Source organism: Streptomyces sp. NPDC046349 (genome assembly GCF_055587885.1).
This window is the reverse complement of sequence record NZ_JBVJFK010000016.1, coordinates 1-24395: the sequence shown is the minus strand read 5'-3', so window position 1 is coordinate 24395 and position 24395 is coordinate 1. Positions and strand designations below refer to the sequence as shown.

The window sequence follows — 24395 nt, the reverse complement described above, 5'->3', positions numbered from 1 at the left end:
GACCGGGCGGCCTCCCGGCGGGCCGCCCGGTCACTCGCAGAACACCTCCGTGGACGACGGCAGCCGCTCGCCGCCCCGGACCCGGCCACGGCCCGCGAGGACGTGGATCTCCTTCAGGTAGGGGAGTGCGGCCATCGGCCCGATGTCGATGCCGAGGTCGCCCTCCGCCGTGAACTTCCCCAGGAAGCGGCATTCGCCGAGCCCGGGGAACGCCAGGGGCAGCCGCCGGATCACCATCCGAAGGACCCTCTCCCCGCAACCGCCGTCGAGGGTGAGACCCGTCACCCCCGGGAGCGTCATGCCCGCCGGCATGGCCCCGATCGAGGCGGCGGACACCCTGAGGCTGTCGAGGCGGTGCAGGGCCCGGATCTCCTGCCAGTCGGCGGCCGAGGCGGGGCTGGACTCGGCGTTCAGCACGAGGCTCGCGAGCGCGGGGAGCGAACCGAGCCCGTCGAGTCCGTGCGCGGGGCTCGTCTCGCCGCGCACCAGCAGCCCCTGGAGCGGGGCGCTCGTGGGCAGCGACCGCGTGGACCAGCTCAGGCCGGCGGGCCCGTTGACGGTCAGCACTTCCAGCTGCCCCAGCTGTGCGACGGCGTGCAGGTCGAGGTCCGGCCGGTTCGTCGTGATGACCAGGCGGCGGATCGGCAGACCGCCGATCGCTGACAGGTCCGTCAGGTCCGGGCAGCCGTCGATCTCGAGCGTGTGCAGGGCGGACTGTCCGCGCAGGCATTCCAGACCCGCCAGTGTGACGCCGGCGAACGTGATCGCCCGGAGGCTGTGCCGGCCGAGGTACGCCGCCAGGGCCTCCGGCGACACGCCGCCCCTGGCGATCAGGCCCTCCGGCCGGACGGCGAGGCGTTCCAGCTGGCCCAACTGCTCCTCGGACCGGACGGTGTACTGCAGGCCCGCGGGATCCAGGTGCGCGACGACCTCGTCGGCGTAGTCGGCGCTGTCGAAGCGCGGCCAGGCCAGGAGGAGCTCGGAGCGGACCGGTGGCCAGGGGTGTGCGGCGAACTGCGCGAGACAGGACACTGCGGAGTCCGATCCGACCCGGGAGGCGGCGATCACCACGTGGTAGGCGTCCATGTCGTCCAGCTTCTCCGGCCCGGGGAGCAGGCCCAGGACGAGCGGGCCGACCTTCGCCAGGGCTCGGGCCTCCTCGGCGTTCGCCGGAGGGATGAGGGTGGCGGTGCGTGCTTCCACGGCCGCCCGTACGTCGGGGTCGAGGGTCGTGGCGTGTTCGAGGCAGGCCGCGGCGAGCAGGTAGATACGGGCGCGGATGCGCTTGTCGGAGGAGTTCTCGCCGCGGGCGAGGAGGGCGCGGATGAGGGTGACGCGTTCGGCGGGGCGGGCGAGGGCGACGGCCATCCGGATGACGTCCTCCCACTGATCGTCGTCCGCGTGGCCGACGAGGAGGCCGAAGTCGCCCTCCTCGACCGCCGCCCGAGCGCCGAGGAAGTCCTGGAAGGTGCGGTGGACGAACTCCACCGTGGCGGGACCCGGTTCGCGCAGGAGTCCGCTGCGCTGGAGGAAGTGCTCGAAGACGACGGGCGCGTCGCCCAGGGCGGCGACTTCCGGGACCATGGGCAGGGCCCGGCCGAGGATGTCTTCGGCCCGGGAACGGTCCATCTCCGTACGGCCGTTCTTGATCAGCCAGTAGGCGAGGCGCTGCAACAGGTCGAGCTGCGGCTCCTCCCGCAGGTCCGGGACCGGCATGTCGCGTTCGCGGTCGCGGCGGCTCAGCAGCATCGAGAGGGCGGCCTCGTAGAGGTCCTTGCGGCCGTGCGGTAGGTAGCCGTGCCGGTCGCGGTGGAGGGCGCAGATCAGTCCGCACATCAGGGGGTTGGTGGCCAGGCGGCCGAGGTCGGCCTTGGCCCGTACGGCGGTGAGGAGCTGGGCCTCGTACTCCTGGAGGTCGGTGTCCGCGTCGCCGCCGTCGCGGGCCGCGGTGTGCCACCGCCTGATGAACGTGGCGACCTCCGCCCGGCCCATCGCGGACAGGGTCAGCTCGGTGAAGTCCTCTTCGGCGAGCCAGTCCGCGCCGACCGCGGAGGGGCGGGAGGTGACGAGCCATCGGTTGTCCACGCCGTAGGTGTCCATGAGGTCCCGCAGCCACGTGCGGGTGCGCCCCCGTTCCGCGTCGGGGATCTCGTCCATGCCGTCGACGAGGACGAGGCCGCGCCCCGCCGCGAGGACGCGGTGGGCCCAGCCGTCGGGCTGGGCGTCCCCGAGCGGGCAGCCGGCTGCGGTCAGGAAGTCCCCGGGTGTCGGCAGCCGTTGTCCGTGCCGGGTGAGCGTGCGCAGCGGCAGGACGAAGGGGACGCGGTCGTCGAGGTATTCCATCTGCGGGGTGAGGTCCTGGCGGGCGGCGGTGACGGCCAGCCACTGGACGAGCGTGGTCTTGCCGGAGCCGGCTTCGCCCCGCAGGAGGACGCGCGGGCTGCCTGCCAGTGCCCGGTCGGCCGGCTGCGCGTACTGCGGGGCTCCGGTGAGCCACTGCGTGAGCGCGTTCCCGACGGCCGGGGCCCGGCTCGGATCGGGGGCCGGGATGTGGGCTGCGGGGGGCCCTTCGGTCTTCCGTTCGCGTGTTTTCCGCCGTAACGGCCGGCCCGGTGGCAGCGAGGTGGCCTCCAGGCTCAGGTACGCGGCGTCCAGCGGCCACCGCGCGGGCGAGTTGCCCAGGTCGATCCCGTAGATCGTCAGTTTGGCGTGCTTCTTGGCCACGTACGGCAGGTACAGCTGCTCGAACGCGGTGTCCTCCGCGCCGGGCAGCGGGTCGCGGCGGATCAGCTCGTCGACCTTGGCGGTCAGCTCGGCGAGGCCGCGGGTCTGCTGGACCAGGGCGTGCGCGACGAACGTGGAGCGCTGCGTGAAGAACTGCAGGACGTGCACACAGGCGGCCTCGAGCAGCCGTTCGTAGAAGTGCGTGGCGTCGGCGGTCAGGTGCTTCTCCGGCCGGCCGGCGGCCTTGCGCAGCTCCCGGGCGAAGTCGGCGGAGCCGAGCCGGACGGCGTCCACATCGGTCATGGTGAGGTCGCCGAGGGCGTGCAGGGTGCTCGCGAGGGCGTCGACGACCGCCGGTTCCTCGTCCGCGGCGACCGGGCGCTCACCGGTACGGAGCGCCTGTTTCACGAGCTTGGCGGCAAGGTTGTGGAGGTCGGAGTCCGTCAGCGAGCGCTTCTCGCCCTTGAAGGACACATAGCCCGAGATCCGGACCGGCCTGTCGACCAGGGCCGCGCCGACGCCCTCGGCGACGAACAACTTCTTGATCAGGGGCCCGATGACCGCCGAGGCCAGTCGGGTACCGATGATGCCGGGCTCCATGCAACCCCCTGCAGCGTCACGACCGTTGCTGCGGATCCTAGTGCGCGGGGCCCGGCCACCGTGGCGGCGGCTACGCCTCGACGAGTACCGGGCTCTGCGGGGTCAGGGACTCGCGGAGGATGCGGGCCTGTTCCGCGGTGTCCCCGGTGGCGAGGAGGGCGGCGAGGACGGCGATGCGGGCCTGGCCGGCGCGGAGGGTGCCCGCGGGGACGGCGCCGGCGGCGACGAGGTCCACCGCGCCGCCGTGCGTATAGATCTCGGTGACCGGCCCGGCCATGACCCGGGTGGTCAGGGCGACCAGCACCCCGCGCTCGACGGCGGCCCGGACCGCTTCGACGATCTCCGGGGTGGCGTTGCCCGCGCCGGTCCCGACGAGGACGATGCCTCGGGCGCCGGCCTCGACGGAGGCGTTCAGCAGCACCGGGTCGGCGTCGGCGTGGTGCATCACCACGTCCACGCGCGGCGGGAGTTCGGGCATCGCGGGCAGCCGGAGCGCGGCCGGGCGCTGCGGGTTGCGCAGGACCGTGACCTTGCCGAAGCCGATCTTCCCGAGCAGTTCCCTGGAGGGGTCGGCGAACGCGTCCAGGTCCACGGCCTGCGTCTTCACGGTGCCGCGGGCGGCGTGCACGCGTCCGGCGAAGGCGACCAGGACGCCGAGCCCGCGGGTGGTGGCCGCGGTGAGCAGTGCGTCGTACAGGTTGCCCGGTCCGTCGCCGTCGGCGGTGCCCATGGGCCGCTGCGAGCCGGTGAAGACCACGGGGCGCGGGTCGTGGTGGTGGAGGTCGACGAGGAACGCCGACTCCTCCAGGGTGTCGGTGCCGTGGGTGACGACGATGCCGTCGACGCCGGGGTCGGCGAGCACCTCGTGCACGGTGCGCAGGAGGGTGAGCTGGTGGGCCGTGGTGAGGCGGGGGCTGTTCACGCTGAACAGGTCGACGACCTCGACGGTCATGCCCTCGGGCAGGGGGGCCGTGGCGATGACCTCGTTGCCGTCGGCGTCCGCCGCGAATCCGGAGCCCTGCCAGCGGCTGGCTATCGTGCCGCCGGTGCTGATGACGACGATCCGTCCCATGCTGCGTGGCCACCCTTCACTCGCACATATGTACTCAAAGCAGCAATGATAGAGCGATCCGGGCGCAATATGCTTGCGACTTCCGCCGGTGCTGACGAGAGGGAGTGGGTGATAATTGCGCCATGGACGCCATTGACCGCGATATCTTGCGCGAGCTCCAGGCCGACGGGCGGCTGAGCAACCAGGAGCTGGCCCAGCGGGTGGGGCTGACCCCGTCGCCCTGCATGCGCCGGGTGCGTCAGCTGGAGCAGGACGGGGTGATCCAGGGCTATCGCGCCGTGATCGACCCCGAGGCCGTGGAGCGCGGCTTCGAGGTGCTCGTCTCGGTGGAGGTGCGCCGCGACCGCGAGGCGGTCGAGGCCTTCGAGGCGGCCCTCCAGAACATCCCGGACGTCATCGAGGCCTACCGGCTCTTCGGGAGCCCCGGCTGTCTGCTGCGGATCGCCGTCGCCGACCTGCGCGCGTACGAGCGGCTGTGGATCGAGAAGCTGACCGCCCTCACCGGCATCACCGAGGTCAACTCGCAGATCATCATGAAGCGCATCAAGGAGCCGACCGGACTGCCCGTCACCTGACCGGCCGGGCCGCCGGAGCGCCGAACGCCCGCACCCGGCGGTCGCCGGGTACGGGCGTTCGAGTCGTGCGGCGGGGGTCAGCGCAGGGCGCCGGCCTCATGCTCGCGGTGCTGCTGGGCGGGCACGGCGGGAGCGGTGCGGCTCAGCTTCTCGCCCTCGACGTCCATGTTGGGCAGCATCCGGTCGAGCCAGCGGGGCAGCCACCAGGCCGACCGGCCGAGCAGGGCGAACAGGGCGGGGACGAGGGCCATGCGGACCACGAAGGCGTCGAAGAGGACGGCGATGGCGAGGCTGAAGCCGACCATCTTGACGAAGACGTTGTCCTCCATGATGAAGCCGGAGAAGACGCTGACCATGATGATCGCGGCGGCGCCGACCACCCGGCCGCCGTAGCGGAATCCGGTGACCACCGCGTCCTTGGGCTGCGCCCCGTGGACGTGGGCCTCCCGCATCCGGGTCACGAGGAAGACCTCGTAGTCCATCGCGAGGCCGAACACCACACCGATCATGAAGATCGGCAGCGTGCTCATGATCGGGCCGGGCTGCTCGACGCCGAAGAAGTCCCCGAGCCAGCCCCACTGGAAGACGGCCACGACCGCGCCGAGGGCCGCGCTCACGGAGAGCAGGAAGCCGAGGGCCGCCTTGAGCGGGACGAGCAGCGAGCGGAAGACGAGGACGAGCAGGAGGAAGGCGAGTCCGACGACCAGGCCCAGGTAGGGCAGCATCGCGTCGTCGAGGGTCCGGGAGAAGTCGATGAACAGGGCGGTCTGGCCGGTCACCAGGATCTCGGCGCCGCCGTTGCCCGCCCCCAGGGTGCCCGCGGCGCCCCGGATGTGGCCGACGAGCTCCTCGGTCTCGGTCTCGGTGGGTCCGGTCTTGGGGATGACGGTGAGGACCGCGGTGTCGCCCTTGTCGTTGGGCGTGGCGGGGGTGACCGTGGCGACGCCTTCGATCTTGGCGAGCTCCTTGCCCACCCCGGCGGCGGCGGTCGCCGCGTCCTTGGCCTGGACGGTGACCATCAGCGGCCCGTTGAACCCGGCCCCGAAGGACTCGGACAGCATGTCGTAGGCCTTGCGCTGGGTGGTCTCCGGCGCCATGGTGCCCTCGCCGGGCAGGCCGAGCTGGAGGCTCGCTGCCGGCACCGCGACGGCGCCGAGGCCGACGACGCCGAAGAGGAGGACGACGAGCGGGCGGCGGACGACGAACCGCGCCCAGCGGGTGCCCAGGTTCGGCTTCGGGCCCTTGGCGGCGCGCTTGTCGGCCTTGCGCTGCTGGCGCTCGGTCAGGGGCTTGCCGCTGTACTGCTTGCGGTCCCGGCGGGGCATGACCTTGACCGGCGCGAAGCCGAGAAGGGCCGGGACGAAGGTGACCGCGATGAGGACCGCGACGGCTACGGTGCCGGCGGCGGCGAGGCCCATCTTGGTGAGCATCGGGATGTTCACCACGGTGAGGCCGGCGAGGGCGACGATGACGGTGAGGCCGGCGAAGACGACGGCGGAGCCGGCCGTGCCCACGGCCCGGCCCGCGGCGTCCTGGCGCTCACGGCCTTCGGCCATCTCGGAGCGGTAGCGGGAGACGATGAAGAGGGCGTAGTCGATGCCGACCGCGAGGCCGATCATCAGCGCGAGGGTGGACGTCGTGCTGGACAGGCCGAGGGTGCTGCCGAGCGCGGTGATGGCCGCGCCGCCGATGGCCACGCCGAGGATGGCCGTGAGCAGCGGCATGCCCGCGGCGATCATCGAGCCGAAGGTGAGGACCAGGACGATCGCGGAGACGAGGATGCCGATGCCTTCGGCGCCGCCGCCCGGTGCCCCGTCGACCTTGACGGCGTCGCCGCCGGCCTCGACCACGAGACCGGTGGCGCGGGCGTCGGCGAGCGCCTTGTCGAGGCCGTCGTGGGCCTCGTCGCCCAGCTTGAGCGCGGTCAGCTTGTAGGTGGCGACGGCGTAGGCCGTGGTGCCGTCCTGGCTGAGGGCGTTGGTCGTGAAGGGGTCGGAGGCGGAGACCACGTCCGGCGCCTTGGCGAGGGCCCCGACGAGGGTCTCGACCTTGGCCTTCTGGGCGGGGTCGGAGAGCTTCTCGCCGCCCGGCGTACGGACCACCACGCGGGCGGTGGCCCCGTCCACGCTCATGGCCGGGAACTTTTCCTTCAGCAGGTCGAAGGCCTTCTGGGACTCCGTACCCGGCATCGAGAACGTATCGGCGGGCGGAGCCGGCGCGGTGGAGGCGGCGAAACCGACCCCGACCAGAACGGCGACCCACAACAGTGCGACCAGACCGCGTCGCCGGAAGGCGAATCGTCCCACTTTATAAAGGAAGGTGGCCATAACGAAAAGAACTCCTGTTTGAATCGGTGGTACGAGCGGGGTGATTCCGGTCGGGTCGGGGCGGCCGGCACAGCCGGCCGCGGGCCTGGCCCCGGACCCGGGTCGGGCCGGTGAAGGCGAAGTCCGTGAAGGCGGGATCGAACGCGTTGCCGGGACCGATCGGCGCCAGCTCCGTGACGCCATCATGGCACACGCATGGCGCCACTGTCGCGCCACATCTGAGCCACTTGGCGGAAGCGGCCGAAAGAAGTCGGTTGTTCGACTGCCGCACGGGGTGCTCGGCGCCGCTGCGCCGGCACCGCCGACCTGGGCGGTCGAGGCCGCTGACGGACCGTATTCCGCTTACCGCCGGTGCTGCGCAGGGGAATTGATATCGGCCGCTCCCCATAGCGGGACGATGCCCTGCGGGGTGATGCCGCGTGAGGCCACACGGCATCACAGTGGCGCCATCATGGCCGACGGCTGACCGGACCCCAGCGGCCGTCCCGCTCACGGCCGTACCTCCGCCCGGCCCGGATCCGCCCTGCCCGGCCCCGGGTCCGCCTCCGGCCTCGGATCCGGATCCGGGTCCGGCACGATCACCGTGCCCACGCCCTCGTCCGTGAACATCTCCAGCAGGACCGCGTGGGGGACCCGTCCGTCGATCACGCGCGCGGTGCCGACGCCGCCCCGCACGGCGTGCAGGCAGCCGGTCATCTTGGGAACCATCCCGTCGGCGAGCTCCGGCAGCAGCTTCTCCAGCTCGCGGGCAGTGAGCCGGGCGATGACTTCCCCGCCGGCCGGCCATCCCGCGTACAGACCCTCGACGTCGGTGAGCATCACGAGCGCCTGCGCGCGCAGCGCGGTGGCCAACGCGGCGGCCGCCGTATCGGCGTTGACGTTGTAGACGTGGCCGTCCTCGGCGCTGCGGGCGACGGAGGAGACGACCGGAATGCGGCCGTCCGCGAGCAGTGCCTCAATGGCTCCGGTGTCCACCCGGGTGATGTCGCCGACCCGGCCGATGTCGACCGGTTCGCCGTCGACCCACGGGACGTGCCGGACCGCGGTGAGGGTGTCCGCGTCCTCGCCGGTCATTCCGACGGCCAGCGGACCGTTCGCGTTGATCAGTCCGACGAGCTCACGCTGGACCTGCCCGGCGAGCACCATCCGGACCACGTCCATCGCGGGAGCGGAGGTGACCCGCAGGCCCGCCTTGAACTCGCTCGCCAGGCCGCGCCGTTCGAGCTCCGCTCCGATCTGCGGGCCGCCGCCGTGGACGACCACGGGCCGCAGCCCGGCGTAGCGCAGGAAGACGACGTCGCGGGCGAAGGCGGCGGTCAGCTGCTCGTCGACCATGGCGTGCCCGCCCAGCTTGATGACGACGGTGCGGTTCTGGTGGCGGGTCAGCCAGGGCAGCGCCTCGCAGACGGACCGCGCCTTCTCCAGGGCGGACCACCGGCTGGGCATCGTGAGAACCTCGTGCGCAGGGGGAAGAGAACGGCCGGCCGCGCTGGCGACGCTCATCGGCACAACTCCTTATGTGGAGGACTCGGCTCCCGGGGACGTGAAGGACCACGGCACGGGGCCGTGGTCGCCCGTCCAGCATTGCGCGTGAGAAGCCGCAAAAGGAAGCCCATTTCCCGGAACTCAGGCAGGACGCCCAGAAATTGGGGCAGGGTGTCCGGAGCCGTCCCGTCAACAGGACGGCGGGCGAAGCGCATCGACGGGACCGGTGGACTGCCTCATCGGCACACCGGTCTCCACGGGGCGCCCGAAAGGTGCCATGATCGGGCACGGCGGTCTCGCCAACTCCATCCCCATTAATGGATGACGGCCCGTTTCCCGTGCGGGAATCGGACCGTGAACGGCTTGAATTGGAGTGGATGCATGAGCAGCAACCCGTTCGACGACGCCGACGGCCGGTTCTACGTCTTGGTGAACGACGAGGACCAGCACTCGCTGTGGCCGTCGTTCGCCGAGATCCCCGCCGGCTGGCGCGTCGTATTCGGCGAGGAAAGCCGTCAGCTGTGCCTGGAGCACGTCGAGGCGAACTGGACCGACCTGCGGCCGAAGAGCCTGCGCGACGCGATGTCCGCGGACCGGGTTTCCGCCGACGCCGCATGAAGTGAATCCGGTGTTCCGCGCCTTTCGCGGAAGGGCCGGTGAAGTCCGAAGGGTGGGCCCCGGTGCTGGACGAACAGCACCGGGGCCCACCCTTCGGTCGTGCGGGGGGAATCCGGTCAGGCCCGGACCGCCGCGCCCGCGCCCGCGGCCTCGACGGCACGTTCCCCGGCCAGCTCCTGCTCCGCCCTGCGCAGGACGATGGAGTCGGCGATCTCCCCGCTGCGCACGGCGATGTTCGACAGCAGGGACGACGACAGGCCGTGGGTGTGCTCGGTGCCGCCCTGGAGGTAGATCCCGCAGGACAGCCCCGATGCCGTGACCAGGCGGTAGTCGCGCTCCACCCGGTGCCGGCCGGCCTCGTCCCGCAGGAAGTGCCGGTCGAAGTCGCCGAGCAGGCCGGCCGGGTCCATGCCCTCGTAGCCGGTCGCGAAGACGAGCGCGTCGACGTCCAGCTCCTGCGGCTCGCTGTCGAGCAGCGACGTGAGGGTGAGCCGCGTCCGGCTGCCGGTCCGGGCGACCCCGGCCACCCGGGTGAGGTTGAGGAAGTGGAGCCGCTTGTGGCCGCGCACCTCCTCCTCGTACGAGCGCTGGTGCAGGTCGCGGATCACCTCGTCGTCCACCACGGAGTAGTTGGTGTTGCGGTGGTAGTGCCAGAAGGCCTCCCGCGCCTGGTCGGTGCCGAAGTAGTACTCGTCGACCGCGGCCGGGTCGAACACCTGGTTGGCGAAGGGCGTGTCGTCCGCGACGGAGTAGCCGTAGGACGGGATGACCGCGCTGACGCGCGCGTGCGGGAGCATGTCGTACAGGAACCGGGTGATCTCGGCCGCGCTCTGGCCGGCGCCGACCACCGCCACGCTCTTGAGCTCGTTCGGGTCCAGGCCGCGGAACCTCTCCAGGAACTCGGAGCTGTGCCAGACCCGTTCGTCGGCCGTCACCCCGGCCGGCAGGCGCGGCACCAGGCCGGTCGATATGGCCACGTTGCGCGCCCTGACCAGCCTGACGCCGCCACCCGCGCCCCGCACTTCCAGCTGGAGGTGGTCGGGGGATCCGGCCGCGGCGTCCCCGGCGGGGCGGATCGCGGTGACCTCGGATCCGTAGGACACGCGGTCGGCGAGGCCCGCCGCCGCCCATTCCAGGTACTGGTGGAATTCCTGCCGGGTCGGAAAGAAGTCCTGGTTGTTGACGAACTGCACCAGCCGTCCGGCCTCGTGCAGATACGAAACGAAACTGAACCTGGACACCGGATTGCGGAAGGTGGCCAGGTCCTTCAGGAACGAGATCTGCATGGTCGTCGACGGCAGCAGCATATTGCGGTGCCAACCGAACGATGCCTGACGCTCGAAGAACGCGGCCTTGACCGGACGGTCCGGAACATTGGCCCGGTGCTCTTCCAGAGCGATTGCGAGCGACAGGTTGGACGGGCCGAAGCCAATGCCCACCACGTCGTGAATCTCGTGTTCATGCGTACTCGTTGTACCCATAGACAATTCTCCCGCTAGCGTCTTGGAATCTCGACCGGTGATCCGGGAGACCTTTATTCAGTATTGCGCCGGAGAACGTCCCGGCGCCAACCTGAAGTCACCAACAAAGCAATCCGAGCGACCTTTGCGCGAACCGAATACCGAAGACCCGTGTCCCGGTGACAGGACGGCGGTACGGTCGGTCCGGATATCCATGTGTTCGCGCACGGCGCCGACTGAGAGGGTGAATACCGGATGTTCGTCCCGAGTAACTACCGTGAACCGGACCGTTCATGGATGACAGATCTGATGCGCGACAATCCATTGGCGCTGGCGGTGATCAACGGGACCGCCGAGGACGGCCCGTTCGCCACCCATCTGCCGGTCATCGCCGATCCGCGGGCGAACGAGGAATGGGCGCCGGACCTTTCGGGTGCCAGGCTGCTCGGGCACATGAACAAGGCCAATCCCCACTGGGCGGCCATGAAGACCGGCGGCGTCGTCCTGCTGACCTTCACCGGCCCGCATTCCTATGTCTCCCCGACGGTGTACGAGAAATCACCGGCGGCTCCGACGTGGGATTTCACCTCGGTGCACGTGCGGGGCGTGGTGGAGAAGATCGAATCGAGCGAGGAGACGATGGACGTGGTGCAGTCCACCGTGCGCGCCTTCGAGGAGGCGAAGTTCGGATCGGGCTGGGACATGACCGACTCGATCGGCTACTTCCACCAGCTCCTGCCGGCCGTGGGCGCCTTCCGGATCACGGTGACCGGCGCCGAGGGCATGTTCAAGCTCAGCCAGGAACAGCCCGCCGAGGTGCGCGGCCGGGTGCTGGACTCCTTCACCCACAGCGGGTGCACGCGGCAGCGCGACACGGCCGACCTCATGCGGCAGCTGCCCTGATCGGCCGGACGGGGCCCGGGGGCTCGGCTCCCCGGACCCCTCAGGGCCCGCACTCCCCCGCGGAGTGCGGGCCCGACGGGCCGCCGTCGTGCGCACGCCGTTCAGGCATCGGGGGCCGGTCCTTCGCACTGCCCCGGCCCCGCGGGCGGCCTCGGCCCTTCGATCTCCAAGGGGCCCCGGTTCTCCAGCTGCGCTCGGGGCCCGGCTGCCGCCATGAGCTCCGCCGCCCCGTCCCCGGCATCCTCCAGCCTGCCGAGCTCCGCGAGGGCCTGCTTCGCCGCGCTGTCCAGGGTGACGAGCACCCACCGCTCGAAGTCGACGCCCGCCTGCTCGGCCGCCTTGTGCCACCACTCCAGACGGCTGCCCGGCACTTCCAGCCTCCGCGTCGGTTCCGCGGGGACCGGAACCCGGTCCTGGCTCTCGCGCGCGGCACGGATGGCGCTGCGCAGCTGTTTGGTGGTCCACCGGCGCTGCTCGGCACGATCGAGCCACGTCTCCTGCTCGTCGTGCGGCAGGGACGCCAGCTCCGCGTGGTGCTGGAAGCTGAGGGAGCCCCGCCGGCGGGTGAAGTCGAACCGGCGGGAGACCCAGGCGTAGTTGCGCAGGGTCTGGTACTGGAGCCCCGCCGCGCGGATCCCGCGCTGGTAGCGGTCGGTGTAGTGGTCCTTCCCGTACACCAGCCAGTCACCCAGCCACCACGAGGAGGAATCCACGATTCCGGACAGTTGGCGGCCGGCCTTCTCCCAGTCGTCGAAGGACATCCCCGCGGGCATCTGCAGACCCACTTTGGTGGTCAGCACCTGGCTCCGCCGCGGATCCTCGCCCATGCCCCGGCGCGGCCTCGGTGCCGTCTCGGGGCCCGTACGGATCCGACCCGTTCTCGATCCCTCGATGTCGCCGACCTGAATCGCCATCGTGCCTCCACGTGAAGGGGTCTACAGAACAGGTGTGGAGGCTCGCAGCACGTGCTAAAGGCCCGCCAAAGCCACCCGCGCCGCAGCCGCGCCGTCCCGTCGACGGGACGGGAACGACCGGACCGTCGAACAACTGAACAGCCGTTGCCCGCCGGCGCCGCCTGTCGGTCGCCGTTCTGTTCTCCGCCTCCCGGGCGAGAGGTATGTTCATTCTCGGCCAGAGTTTCTCCGGAGCGGCTCGGCAGAATTCCCACAGCCGCCGGCTCGGCTTTCCCACGAGGCACCAGAGGTAAAGCGGAACGGCTACGGCCATTTTCTCCGCGCTCGCACTGCGCCTCCCTATTCATCGCATTCAGTCGATTCGGCATGAGCAGGAGGATCGGAAATGACGCACTCACGGGCCCACAGGTCGCCCGTCTCGTCGCGTGCGGCGAGGCTCAAGGGCAGCGGGCTGACCGAGGTGTTCATGCTGGCGCGGACCCGCGACGCCGTCGATCTGGCGGTCGGCACGCCCGGCCATCCCGAAACCTCCGCAGACATGATCGAGGAGGCGGCCCGCGCCATGCGGGCCGGCCACAACCAGTACGAGCACCCCAACGGGGACGCGGCGCTGCGGCAGCGGATCGCGGAGTTCCTCGGCACCCCCACCGACCCGGACACCGAGATCACCGTCACCGCGGGCGCGACGGAGGCCCTCTTCGTCGCGCTGCTGGCGACCGTCGATCCCGGCGACGAGGTCGTCCTCCTCGACCCCGGCTTCGACCACTTCACCGCGGCAGTCGAACTGACCGGGGCCGTACCCCGCTACGTACGGCTCCACGCCCCCGAGTGGCGCTTCGACCCCGCCGAGCTGGCCGCCGCCTTCTCCTCCCGGACCCGGGCCGTGGTCCTGAACACCCCCGGCAACCCGACCGGACGCGTCCTCACCCGCCAGGAGCTCGGCCTGATGGCCGAGTTGTGCGAGCGGTGGGACGTCACCGTGATATCCGACGAGGTCTACCGCGCCTTCGTCTTCGACGGCCGCCCGCACGTCTCCGTGGCCGACGTACCGGGGCTGGCCGAGCGCAGCATCGTCGTCGGATCCCTGTCCAAGAGCCACGCCGTCAGCGGATGGCGCCTGGGCTTCCTGCGGGCCGACCCCGTGCGCACGGGCGCCCTTCGCCAGGTGCACGAGCTCACCACGCTGGGCGCCGCGGTCCCCCTCCAGGTGGCCGCCGGACGCACCGCCCACGGCCTCGACCTGGCGCTCGCCGCGGCCGAGATGGCCGACCGGCGCGACCTCGCCCAGGACGTCTTCTCCCGCGCGGGCATGAAGTTCACCCCCGCGGAGGGCGGTTGCTTCCTCTTCGCCGACATCTCCCCGCTCACCGGCGGCCGGCAGGACAGCCTCGCCTTCGTCCGCGAACTCCTGGACCGGACCGGGGTGCTGGTCGTACCCGGAACGCCCTTCTTCGCCGACCCCGCCGACGGTGAGAGTTACGTGCGCATCGCGTTCAACCGGCAGACCGCGGTCCTGCGCGAGGCCGAGCGCCGCCTCTTGAACACCTGACCGCCGACCACAACGGGGAGGAAAGGCATGAAGCACCGCAGCGCCGGCCCGCTGGGCCCGCTTCCGGAGTTCCTCGGTCAGTACGTGGCCGGGGAGGGACAGGTTGCGGACGGCATCGACGTCGTCCCGTTCTTCACGCCCGCCGGCGACAAGATGTGGCTGGTGTGCGACTACGCACTGGCGCGCCGGGTCCTGACGGACAAGAGGTTCAGCCGCGCCGAAGCCGTCGCGCCGCAGGCACCGAAACTCAACGACGCCCAGCCCGTGCCGAATTCCATGATGAGCATGGACGGAGCGGACCACTCCAGGCTGCGGCGCGTCGTGACCAAGGCGTTCACCACCGGCCGCACCGCCGCCATGGCACCGGCCGTCGAGGAGCTCGCCGACCGCCACCTCGACGCCCTGGAGGCGTCGGGTCCCGGCACCGACCTGATCGAGGCGCTCGTCGCCCCGCTGCCGCTGGCCGTCCTGTGCTCGCTGCTCGGCGTACCCCCCGAGGACGCCTCCCGCTTCCGCGACTGGGTCGAGGTGCTGTTCGACATCTCCGCCAGCACCCCGCAGGAAAAGGCCCGCCGCCGCCTCGAACTCATCGACTACATGGCCGACCTGATCGACCGCAAGCGCCACCGGCCGCAGGACGACCTGCTCACCTCCATGATCGCGGCGCACGAGCGGGGCGACCTGTCCATGGGAGAGCTGCTCACCATGGGGCTCACCCTGCTGATGGCCGGCTACGAGACCGTCGTCGGGCAGCTCGGCCTGTCGGTGCACGCCCTGCTCCACGACCCCGCCGCGTACGCGGAGCTCTGCGGCCAGCCCGACCGGCTGGCCCCCACGGTCGAGGAACTGCTGCGGCTGACCCCCTCCACCCCGATCAGCTTCCCCCGGGTGGCGGTGGAACCCGTACCGCTCGGCAGCGTCACCGTCCAGGCCGGGGAGGGCGTCATCGTCTCCCTGCTGCACGGGAACCGGGACGGCGAGACGTTCCCGGAGCCCGGGCTGCTGGATCCGCAGGGGCGCGACGCCGCCCACCTGACCTTCGGCCACGGCGTCCACCGCTGTCTCGGCGCCCCGCTGGCCAGGCTGCAGTTGCAGATCGTGCTGCAGCGTCTGACGCGGCGGTTCCCGACCCTGCGGACGGCCGCGGTGCCCGACGCCGTGGTGTGGAAGGACGGCCTCGGCACGCGTGGACTGGCCCGGCTGCGCGTGGAGTGGTAGCCGCCGCGCGCGGTCCGGTCGTACAGGCGGGTCGCCTCCCGGGTGTTCCGGGCGGCCCCCTCGAAGTGCTGCTCCCCGGAACACCTTTGGACTTGGAGTGAGGATCCGCATGTCTGTCGAGACCACCCGCCGCGATGCCGAGTTCGTCGGGACCGCCGGGACCGGTGGGACCACCGGGGAGCCCGTTGCCGTCATCGGCCTGTCCTGCCGCTTCCCGGGAGCGGGCGGGCCCGCCGAGGGCTTCGACCCGGCGTTCTTCGGCATCGGGCCGGAGGCGGCCGCATCGGTGGACGCACGGCAGCGGCTCCTGCTGGAACTGTGCTGGGAGGCCCTGGAGGACGCCGGGGTCGTACCGGCCTCGCTGCGCGGGACCGCCGGTACGGGCGTCTTCCTCGGCACGGACGCCGGGGACGAGGGCGAGGGCGAGGACCTCGGTGGCGAGGTCGGGGCCGTGTTCGGCCTGGACGGTGCGCACCGGACCGTCCGCGCGGGCGCCGCTTCCGCGCCGGCCGCGGTGCACCTCGCGGCCGAGAGTCTGCGGTCCGGGGAGAGCACGATCGCCCTCGCCGGCACCGCGGACGGCACCGTCGTCGTCCTCAAGCCCCTGCCTCGGGCCGAGGCGGACGGCGACAGGATCCTCGCCGTGCTCGGCGCCACGGGCCCGGCGGCGGGGCCGGACGCGGCCCGGCCCGCGCCCGGAGCCGACGCCGTCCCGGCCGAGGCCGGGACCTCGGCCCAGGGCCCGGCCGCCATGGACACCATGGACCCCATGGTCGCCGAGGGCGAGGAGGCCGACGGAGCGGATGCCACGGGCGGGGGCCCCACCGAAGGTCGGGATGCCGGGCGGCGCGCGGCGGCCGGTGAAGCGGTCGATGGTGGCGACGGCGTCCGCCGGTCGGGGGAGGCCGCCGGCCGGGACGCCGGACAGCCGGGCGAAGCCGAGGACGGCCTCACGGCCGGAGCGGCGGGCACCATCTCGGACGAGCCGGGGGCCGGTGGCGACGGAGGCGACGCCAGGCACGAGGGCTTCACCGGAAGCGACGCAATCACCCCGGCCGAAGCCGCCGACAAGAGCCACGGCTTCGCCGGGGCAGGGGCCCGGGCCGGGGCTCGGCTGGCCGCGGCGGTGCGCTCCGCAGGGGCCGGGCGGGCCGGAGTGGTCCGGGCGGTCGACGGGGACGGGGTGGTGTGGGCCGTGGAGGTCGGCGGGACGCCCCGCGGAAGTGCACGGCACCGGCTCGCCGACCGGCCGGCCGCCTTCCGGGCCGGCGTACTGCCGTGGGTGCTGTCCGGGCACACCGCGCAGGCCGAGCGCGCCCGGGCGGGGCAGCTCCTCGCACAGCTCGCCGAGGGCTCCGGCGAACGCCCCGACGTCACCGGCATCGGCCACTCGCTGGCCGTCTCGCGCACCGCGTTCGCTCACCGCTCCGTCCTGCTGGCCGCCACCGAGGCGGAGTTCACGCAGGAGCTGGCCGCGCTCGCCGAGGGCCGCCGCGGTCCCGGACGCGTCGCCGGTACCGCCGTGCCGCGCGACCGGGCCGTGTTCGTCTTTCCCGGACACGGCGCGCAGTGGCCCGGCATGGCCGCCGACCTGCTCGACGCCTCGGACGTCTTCCTCGCCAGTGTCCGGGCCACCGCCGACGCGCTCGCCCCGTACGTCGACTGGTCCCTGGAGGACGTGCTGCGCGGGGCGTCCGGCGCACCCGCGCTCGACCGCATCGACGTCGTCCAGCCCGTGCTGTTCGCGACCTCCCTCGGCCTGGCGGCGCTCTGGCGCTCCTTCGGCATAGAGCCGGCCGCGGTCGTCGGCCACAGCATCGGCGAGATGGCCGCGGCCGTCGTCGCGGGCGGACTGACCCTGCGGGACGGCGCCCGCACCAGCGCGCTCTGCGGCAGGGCCCAGGCCCGGCTCGCGGGCCGCGGCTCCATGCTCTCGGTCCTGCTCCCCCTCGACGAGGTGCGGCCGAGGATCGCCCCGTACGGCGGACGGCTGTCGGTCGCGGGCGTCAACGGGCCGCGCTCGATCACCGTGGCCGGCGACCTGGAGGCCGTCGAGCGGCTCCAGGAGGAGCTCGCCGCCGAGGGCGTGCGGGTCAGGCGCGTCGCCATCGACTACGCGGCGCACTCCGCGCACATCGACGAGATCCACGAGGAACTGCTCACCGCGCTGGCCCCGATCCGCCCGCGCAAGGGCGCCATCCCCTTCTACTCGGCCCTGACGGGCGCGCTGCTGGACACCCGCTCGCTGGACGCCTCGTACTGGTTCCGCAGCCTGCGCGAGACCGTGCTGTTCGAAAGCTCGGTCCGGTGCGTGGCCGACCACGACCTCTTCGTCGAGATCGGCCCGCACCCGGTGCTGACGCTGCCCCTCGAGCAGACCCTGGACGCGGCCGGGTCCACCGCCGCCGTGGTCGGTTCGCTGCGGCGCGGCGCGGCGGGACCGCACCGCTTCCTGTCCTGCGCGGCCGAGGCGTACGCGCACGGCGCCCCGGTGGACTGGAGCCCCGTCTTCCCCGCGGGCGCACCGGTCGTCGCCCTGCCCACGTACCCCTTCCGGCTCGGGGCCGCCCCCGCCGGCGCCCCCGGCGCCGGCGGGGACGCCGAGCGCACGGCCCGGTTCCTGATGGACCTGGTGCGCTCGGAAGCGGCCCTGGTCCTGGGCCGCGGCTCGGGCGCGGACATCGACCCCGCCCGCACCTTCCAGGAGCTCGGGTTCGACTCCGCGACCGCGGTGGAACTGCGCAACCGGCTCGTCGCCGCCACCGGGCTGCGCCTGCCCACGACCCTGCTGTTCGACCGCCCCACCCCCGAGAAGCTGGCCGCCCGGCTCGCCGAGCTCTCCGGGACGGCGCCCGCGCCCCTGCCCCCCTCCCGGACCGTCCCGCGCCGCGAGCACGGCTCCGACGAGCCCATCGCGATCGTCTCCATGGCCTGCCGCTTCCCGGGCGGGGTGGAGTCCCCCGAGGACCTGTGGCGGCTGCTCGTGGAGGAGCGCGACGCCGTCTCCGAGTTCCCCGGCAACCGCGGCTGGGCGCTGGAGACCCTCTTCGACGGGGACCCCGACCGTGCGGGTACCTCGTACACCCGCCGGGGCGGGTTCCTGCACGACGTCGACCGGTTCGACGCCGAGTTCTTCGGGATCAGCCCACGCGAGGCCACGGCAATGGACCCGCAGCAGCGCATGGTGCTCGAGACCGCGTGGGAGGCCGTGGAGCGCGCCGGGATCGATCCGGCGGCGCTGCGCGGCAGCGGGACCGGCGTGTACGTCGGCGCCATGGCACAGGACTACGGTCCGCGGCTGCACGAGGCGGGCGAGGGCGTCGGCGGCTACCTGCTGACCGGCACGTACACGAGCGTGGTCTCCGGCCGGGCCTCCTACACCCTCGGCCTGGAGGGCCCTGCGGTCACCGTCGACACCGCGTGCTCTGCCTCGCTCGTGGCACTGCACACGGCCGCCCAGGCGCTACGGGCCGGCGAATGCGAACTGGCCCTGGCCGGCGGTGTGACGGTGATGGCGACCCCCGGCATGTTCGTGGAGTTCAGCCGGCAGCGCGGACTGTCGGTGGACGGCCGCTGCAAGTCGTTCGCGGAGGCGGCCGACGGTACGGGCTGGGGCGAGGGCGTCGGCATGCTGCTGCTGGAGCGGCTCTCCGACGCGCGGCGCAACGGACACGAGGTCCTCGCGGTCATCCGCGGCTCGGCCGTCAACCAGGACGGCGCCAGCAACGGGCTGAGCGCCCCCAGCGGCCCCTCCCAGGAACGGGTCATCCGTGAGGCGCTCGCCGCCTGCGGCCTGTCGGCCGCGGACGTCGACGCGGTGGAGGCGCACGGTACGGGCACCCGGCTCGGCGACCCCATCGAGGCCCAGGCGATCCTGGCCACCTACGGCCAGGACCGTGCACCCGGCCGTCCGCTGTTCCTGGGCTCGCTGAAGTCGAACATCGGGCACACGCAGGCCGCCGCAGGCGCGGGCGGTGTCATCAAGATGGTCATGGCGATCCGCAACGGCCTGCTGCCGCGCACCCTCCACGTGGACACCCCGACCTCGCACGTGGACTGGTCGAGCGGCGCCGTCACGCTGCTGACCGAGGCCACGCCGTGGCCGGAGGGCGACCGGCCGCGCCGGGCCGGCGTCTCCTCGTTCGGTGTCAGCGGCACCAACGCCCACCTCGTGCTGGAGCAGGCCGCGGAGCCGCAGGCCGAGGAAACAGAGCCCGCCGCAGAGGCGCCGGCCGCGGGCGCGCCCGTCCCCTTCCTCGTGTCCGCGAAGACCGACCAGGCGCTGCGGGCGCAGGCCGGCAGGCTGCTGGACCACCTGCGTGACAACCCCGGCGTCCGGCTCGAGGACATCGGCCACTCCCTCGCCGTCGGCCGAGCCCACTTCGACCGTCGTGCCGCCGTGGTCGCCGGTGATCGCGCGGAGCTCGAGCAGGGCCTGCTGGCCCTGCTCGACGGCGCCACCGCACGGGGCCTGGTCACCGGGCAGAGCCGGCCGGCGGCCCGCCCCGTGTTCGTCTTCCCGGGCCAGGGCGCGCAGTGGGTGGGCATGGCGGCCGGCCTGCTGGAATCCTCACCGGTGTTCGCCGACCGGATGGCCGAGTGCGCGGCGGCCCTGGAGCCGCATGTGGACTGGTCGCTCCTGGACGTCGTCCGGGGCGCGCAGGGGGTCCCCGGCTTCGAGCGCGTGGACGTCGTACAGCCCGTCCTGTGGTCCGTGATGGTGTCCCTGGCCGCGGTGTGGCGCTCGCTGGGTGTCGAACCGGCCGCCGTGATCGGCCACTCGCAGGGCGAGATCGCGGCAGCGTGCGTGGCCGGTGTACTGAGCGTCGAGGACGCGGCCCGCGTGGTGGCGCTGCGCAGCCGCGCGCTGACCGTGCTGTCGGGCCGGGGCGGCATGATGTCCGTGGCCCAGCCCGCAGCATGGGTTCGCGAGCGGATCGGCACATGGCGGGGCAGGATCTCCGTCGCCGCGGTCAACGGCCCGGCCCAGACCGTGGTCTCCGGGGATCCGGAGGCCCTGCGCGAGTTCCTCGCCCAGGCCAAGGAGCAGGGGGCGCGGGCCCGTCTCGTCGACGTGGACTACGCCTCCCACTCGGCCCACGTCGAAGAGCTCGAGGGCGAGCTGGCGCGGCTCCTCGACGGGATCGAGGCGGGACCGGGAGACGTGCCGGTCTACTCGTCGCTGACGGGGGCGCTGCTGCTCGACGCGAGCGTGATGGGCGCCGGGTACTGGTACCAGAACCTGCGCGAGACCGTGCAGTTCGAGCAGGCGGTCGGCGAGCTCCTCGCCGCCGGGCACCACACCTTCATCGAGGTCAGCCCGCACCCGGTGCTCACCATCGGGGTGCAGGCGGTCCTCGACGAGGCGGGTGTGCGGGGCACCGCTCTGGGCACCCTGCGCCGCGACGAGGACGAGACCGGGCGGCTGCTGCTCGCGCTCGGCGAAGCCCACTGCCACGGCGTCGGCGTCGACTGGTCCGCCGTGTTCGCCGGTACGGGCGCCCGGCGGGTCCAGCTGCCGACGTACGCCTTCCAGCGGACCCGGTTCTGGCTCGACACCCCGGTCACGGCGGAGGACCCGTCCGGGCTGGGCCTCACCCCGGCGGAGCACCCGCTGCTCGGCGCGGTGACCAGCCTCGCCGACCGCGAGGGCGTGCTGTTCACGGGCCGCGTGTCACGCCGTACCCACCCGTGGGTGGTGGACCACGCGGTCGTCGGCACGGTCCTGCTGCCCGGCACCGCCCTCGTCGACCTGGCCGTCTCCGCGGGTGACCGCTTCGGTCACGACCGGCTCCAGGAGCTGGTGCTGGAGGCGCCGCTGCTCGTCCCCGAGGAAGGCGGCGTCCACCTCCAGGTCGCGCTCGGCCCGGCCGGGGAGTCGGGCACCCGGTCCGTCACCGTCCACTCCCGTCCCGAGGGCGCGAGCGAGGCGGAGTGGACCCGGCATGCCTCGGGCGTACTGGCCGCCGGCGAGCACCCGGTCCCGGCCGCCGCGCCGGCCTGGCCGCCGCAGGGCGCGCGGCCGGTCCCGCTCGACGACGTCTACGAGCGCCTCGCGGACCGCGGTTACGAGTACGGGCCGGTCTTCCAGGGGCTGGGCCGGGCCTGGCTGTCGGGCGATGAGCGGTTCGCGGAGGTCTCCCTCACGCAGGAACAGCACGCCGACGCCTCGGCCTTCGCGATCCATCCGGCGCTCCTCGACGCGGCCCTGCACGCGATGCTGCTCGGTGACGGCACCGAGCTGACCATCCCGTTCTCCTTCAGCGGGGTCACCCTGCACGCCGCGGGTGCGACCGCGCTGCGCGTGCACGTGGTTCCCGTCGACGCGAACACCGCCTCTCTGACGGCGACGGACCCCGAGGGCCGGCCCGTCGTCACGATCGACTCGATCACGCTCCGGCCGGCCGGTGACCTCCGTGCCGCGCAGAGCGCGGTCGCGGGACGGGGCTCCGGGCTGCACCGGCTGGTGTGGAAGCCCGTGCCGCAGGCGTCCGTGGAGAGCGCGGCGGGGCTGTGGGCGGTGCTGGGGTCCGATCCGCACGGACTGGCCGCGGCCGTCTCGGGCGACACGTACACCGACGTCGCCGAACTACGGACGGCTTTGGGCGACGGCGCGCAACTTCCTTCCTTCATAGCCCTGTCGGAGAGCTTCACCGATGTACACGGAGCAGTCCAGGACACCCTGGCCGTACTCCGGGAACTCCTCACCGACGCCGCACTCGACTCCACCCGGATCATCGTCCTCACCCGCGGCGCCACCGCCCTCACCACCGACGAGGACATCCTCGACCTGCCCGCCGCGGCCCTCACCGGCCTCGTCCGCACCGCACAGAACGAGTACCCGGGCCGCATCACCCTCCTCGACATCGACGACACCGACAGCCTCACCACAGCGGCACACACCGCGGCCGACGCTCCCGACACCCAACTCGTCCTCCGCAACAACCGGCTCCACACCCCCCGCCTCGAAACCGCCCCCGCCCCCACCGTCCCGGCCACCCCCCTGGACCCGGAAGGCACCGTCCTGATCACCGGCGGCACCGGCGGACTCGGCCACATCCTCGCCCGCCACCTCGTCACCCACCACGGCGCCAAACACCTCCTCCTCACCAGCCGCACCGGACCCGACGCCCCCGGAGCCCGACAACTCCACGACGAACTCACCGCAGCCGGCGCCCACATCACCATCACCGCCTGCGACACCGCCGACCGCCAAGCACTCCAAAACCTCCTCGACACCATCCCCACCGACCACCCCCTCACCACCGTCATCCACGCCGCCGGCACCCTCAACGACGCCACCCTCGACAACCTCACCCCCCACCACGTCACCCACGTCCTCCACCCCAAAACCGACGCCGCCCACCACCTCCACGAACTCACCACCCACCACAACCTCACCCACTTCATCCTCTTCTCCTCCATCGCCGGACTCATCGGAAACCCCGGCCAAGCCAACTACGCCGCCGCCAACACCTACCTCGACGCCCTCGCCCACCACCGCCACCACCACAACCTCCCCGCCACCAGCCTCGCCTGGGGACTCTGGGACACGGCCAGTGCCATGACCAGCGGGCTGAGCGAGCTCGACATCGCGCGGTGGGCACGCAAGGGCGTCCTGCCGGTGTCCGCCGAGCGCGGCATGCAGATCTTCGACGCGGCGCTCACCTCGGCGGAGCCGCTGCTCGCCGCGGCCGACCTGGACCTGCCGACCCTGCGCTCCCCCGACCGGTCCGCGCCGGCCCTGCTGCGCACGCTGGTCCGCGCGCCACGCCGCCGCGCCGCCGCGGCCACCGGCTCGTCCGGGACGGACGGCGCCTCCTGGGCCGAGCGCACCGCCGCGCTCGCCCCGGCCGAGCGGCTGCGCGCCGTCGGGGAGCTCGTGCGGACCACGGTCGCCGCCGTCCTCGGCCTCGCGGGAGCGGACGCCGTCGACGAGGACACGGCGTTCAAGACCCTCGGCATGGACTCGCTGACCGGGCTTGAGCTGCGGCGGCGTGTCGTGGAGGTCAGCGGGATCACGCTGCCGGCGACGGCCGTCTTCGACCACCCCACTCCCACGGCCCTGGCGGAGTTCCTGGCGGGCGAGCTCGCCAAGCTGGCGGGCGAGGGCGTGGTGGTCCGTACCGGGCAGCAGATCGCCGTGCGCGGCACATCCGATCACGAGGACCCGGTCGTCATCGTCGGCATGGCCTGCCGCTACCCGGGCGACACCCGCTCCCCCGACGACCTGTGGCAGCTCGTCGCCGACGGCACCGACGCCATCGGCCCCTTCCCCACCAACCGCGGCTGGGCGCTGGACCGGCTCTTCGACGGCGACCCCGACCGCGCGGGTCACTCGTACGCCCGCAACGGCGGCTTCCTCCACGACGCCGACCGCTTCGACGCCGAGTTCTTCGGGATCAGTCCGCGCGAGGCCGCCGCGATGGACCCGCAGCAGCGTCTGCTGCTGGAGACCAGCTGGGAGGCGGTGGAGAGCGCGGGCATCGCGCCGGCCACCCTGCGCGGGACCCGCACCGGTGTGTTCAGCGGTGCGATGTACAGCGAGTACGCCTCCCACCTGCGCAATGCACCGGAGGCGGTGGAGGCCTACCGTACGACCGGAAACACGCTCAGCGTGGCGTCCGGCCGGGTCTCGTACACGCTGGGCCTGCAGGGCCCGGCCATCACGGTCGACACGGCCTGCTCGTCCTCGCTCGTGGCCCTGCACCTGGCCGCCCAAGCCCTGCGCCAGGGCGAGTGCGGCCTGGCTCTCGCAGGCGGTGTGACCGTGATGGCGGTGCCCGATCTGTTCGTGGAGTTCAGCCGGCAGCGCGGGCTGGCGGCGGACGGCCGCTGCAAGTCCTTCGCGGACGCGGCGGACGGCACCGCGTGGAGCGAGGGCGTGGGCGTGCTGCTTCTGGAGCGGCTCTCCGACGCCCGCCGCAACGGACACCCCGTACTGGCCGTC

At 72.6% G+C, this 24395-nt stretch carries 12 protein-coding genes; 6 read left to right on the top strand and 6 right to left on the bottom strand.

Annotation, left to right across the window (positions count from 1 at the left end):
- Nucleotides 1-30: 30 nt before the first annotated feature.
- Together ACZ6JS_RS31280 and ACZ6JS_RS31275 are read right to left on the bottom strand one after the other, a co-directional pair.
- Nucleotides 31-3324, bottom strand: coding sequence for an NACHT domain-containing protein (locus tag ACZ6JS_RS31280; protein ID WP_469302966.1), 3294 nt, complete (start codon nt 3322-3324; stop codon nt 31-33).
- 70 nt (nt 3325-3394) lie between these two features.
- Nucleotides 3395-4396: an asparaginase gene (locus ACZ6JS_RS31275; protein ID WP_469302964.1), complete on the bottom strand. Its 1002-nt coding sequence runs from the start codon at nt 4394-4396 to the stop codon at nt 3395-3397.
- Between the two features lie 122 nt (nt 4397-4518).
- Between ACZ6JS_RS31275 and ACZ6JS_RS31270 the strand changes: the two genes are divergently transcribed.
- Entirely contained in the window at nt 4519-4971 is a 453-nt protein-coding gene (locus ACZ6JS_RS31270) for an Lrp/AsnC family transcriptional regulator (protein ID WP_469302963.1), read from the top strand.
- 77 nt (nt 4972-5048) lie between these two features.
- Here ACZ6JS_RS31270 and ACZ6JS_RS31265 read toward each other — a convergent pair whose 3' ends face one another.
- The gene (locus ACZ6JS_RS31265; RefSeq protein WP_469302961.1) at nt 5049-7298 is read right to left on the bottom strand and encodes an MMPL family transporter; all 2250 of its coding nucleotides are present in this window, start codon (nt 7296-7298) and stop codon (nt 5049-5051) included.
- Nucleotides 7299-7787: 489 nt separating this feature from the next.
- Nucleotides 7788-8744, bottom strand: a complete 957-nt coding sequence (argB, locus tag ACZ6JS_RS31260) for an acetylglutamate kinase (protein ID WP_469303172.1) — start codon at nt 8742-8744, stop codon at nt 7788-7790.
- Between the two features lie 420 nt (nt 8745-9164).
- Between argB and ACZ6JS_RS31255 the strand changes: the two genes are divergently transcribed.
- On the top strand, nt 9165-9401 hold the full coding sequence (locus ACZ6JS_RS31255; RefSeq protein ID WP_469302960.1) for an MbtH family protein: 237 nt from the start codon (nt 9165-9167) through the stop codon (nt 9399-9401).
- Between the two features lie 116 nt (nt 9402-9517).
- Here the strand turns inward: ACZ6JS_RS31255 and ACZ6JS_RS31250 are convergent, their stop codons facing one another.
- Nucleotides 9518-10882: a lysine N(6)-hydroxylase/L-ornithine N(5)-oxygenase family protein gene (locus tag ACZ6JS_RS31250; RefSeq protein ID WP_469302957.1), complete on the bottom strand. Its 1365-nt coding sequence runs from the start codon at nt 10880-10882 to the stop codon at nt 9518-9520.
- 234 nt (nt 10883-11116) lie between these two features.
- On the opposite strand from ACZ6JS_RS31250, the gene ACZ6JS_RS31245 reads away from it, so the two are divergent.
- Nucleotides 11117-11764, top strand: coding sequence for an FMN-binding negative transcriptional regulator (locus ACZ6JS_RS31245; protein ID WP_060180554.1), 648 nt, complete (start codon nt 11117-11119; stop codon nt 11762-11764).
- Between the two features lie 101 nt (nt 11765-11865).
- Here ACZ6JS_RS31245 and ACZ6JS_RS31240 read toward each other — a convergent pair whose 3' ends face one another.
- Nucleotides 11866-12678 (bottom strand): LmbU family transcriptional regulator, encoded by an 813-nt coding sequence (locus ACZ6JS_RS31240; protein ID WP_469302956.1) that lies wholly within the window; start codon nt 12676-12678, stop codon nt 11866-11868.
- A 385-nt stretch (nt 12679-13063) separates the two neighbouring features.
- Between ACZ6JS_RS31240 and ACZ6JS_RS31235 the strand changes: the two genes are divergently transcribed.
- The 3 genes from ACZ6JS_RS31235 to ACZ6JS_RS31225 form a co-directional block, all read left to right on the top strand.
- Nucleotides 13064-14227, top strand: coding sequence for a pyridoxal phosphate-dependent aminotransferase (locus ACZ6JS_RS31235; RefSeq protein ID WP_469302954.1), 1164 nt, complete (start codon nt 13064-13066; stop codon nt 14225-14227).
- A 27-nt stretch (nt 14228-14254) separates the two neighbouring features.
- A complete protein-coding gene (locus ACZ6JS_RS31230; RefSeq protein ID WP_469302953.1) occupies nt 14255-15445 on the top strand; it encodes a cytochrome P450 in 1191 nt (396 codons plus the stop codon).
- A gap of 109 nt (nt 15446-15554) precedes the next feature.
- A partial coding sequence (locus ACZ6JS_RS31225) for an SDR family NAD(P)-dependent oxidoreductase (RefSeq protein WP_469302951.1) occupies nt 15555-24395 on the top strand: 8841 nt, incomplete at its 3' end.

Bases quoted from the DNA above. Each gene is read 5' to 3' on its own strand.
- ACZ6JS_RS31280 (WP_469302966.1), bottom strand. From the start codon at position 3,324: ATGGAGCCCGGCATCATCGGTACCCGACTGGCCTCGGCGGTCATCGGG.
- ACZ6JS_RS31275 (WP_469302964.1), bottom strand. From the start codon at position 4,396: ATGGGACGGATCGTCGTCATCAGCACCGGCGGCACGATAGCCAGCCGC.
- ACZ6JS_RS31270 (WP_469302963.1), top strand. From the start codon at position 4,519: ATGGACGCCATTGACCGCGATATCTTGCGCGAGCTCCAGGCCGACGGG.
- ACZ6JS_RS31265 (WP_469302961.1), bottom strand. From the start codon at position 7,298: ATGGCCACCTTCCTTTATAAAGTGGGACGATTCGCCTTCCGGCGACGC.
- argB (WP_469303172.1), bottom strand. From the start codon at position 8,744: ATGCCCAGCCGGTGGTCCGCCCTGGAGAAGGCGCGGTCCGTCTGCGAG.
- ACZ6JS_RS31255 (WP_469302960.1), top strand. From the start codon at position 9,165: ATGAGCAGCAACCCGTTCGACGACGCCGACGGCCGGTTCTACGTCTTG.
- ACZ6JS_RS31250 (WP_469302957.1), bottom strand. From the start codon at position 10,882: ATGGGTACAACGAGTACGCATGAACACGAGATTCACGACGTGGTGGGC.
- ACZ6JS_RS31245 (WP_060180554.1), top strand. From the start codon at position 11,117: ATGTTCGTCCCGAGTAACTACCGTGAACCGGACCGTTCATGGATGACA.
- ACZ6JS_RS31240 (WP_469302956.1), bottom strand. From the start codon at position 12,678: ATGGCGATTCAGGTCGGCGACATCGAGGGATCGAGAACGGGTCGGATC.
- ACZ6JS_RS31235 (WP_469302954.1), top strand. From the start codon at position 13,064: ATGACGCACTCACGGGCCCACAGGTCGCCCGTCTCGTCGCGTGCGGCG.
- ACZ6JS_RS31230 (WP_469302953.1), top strand. From the start codon at position 14,255: ATGAAGCACCGCAGCGCCGGCCCGCTGGGCCCGCTTCCGGAGTTCCTC.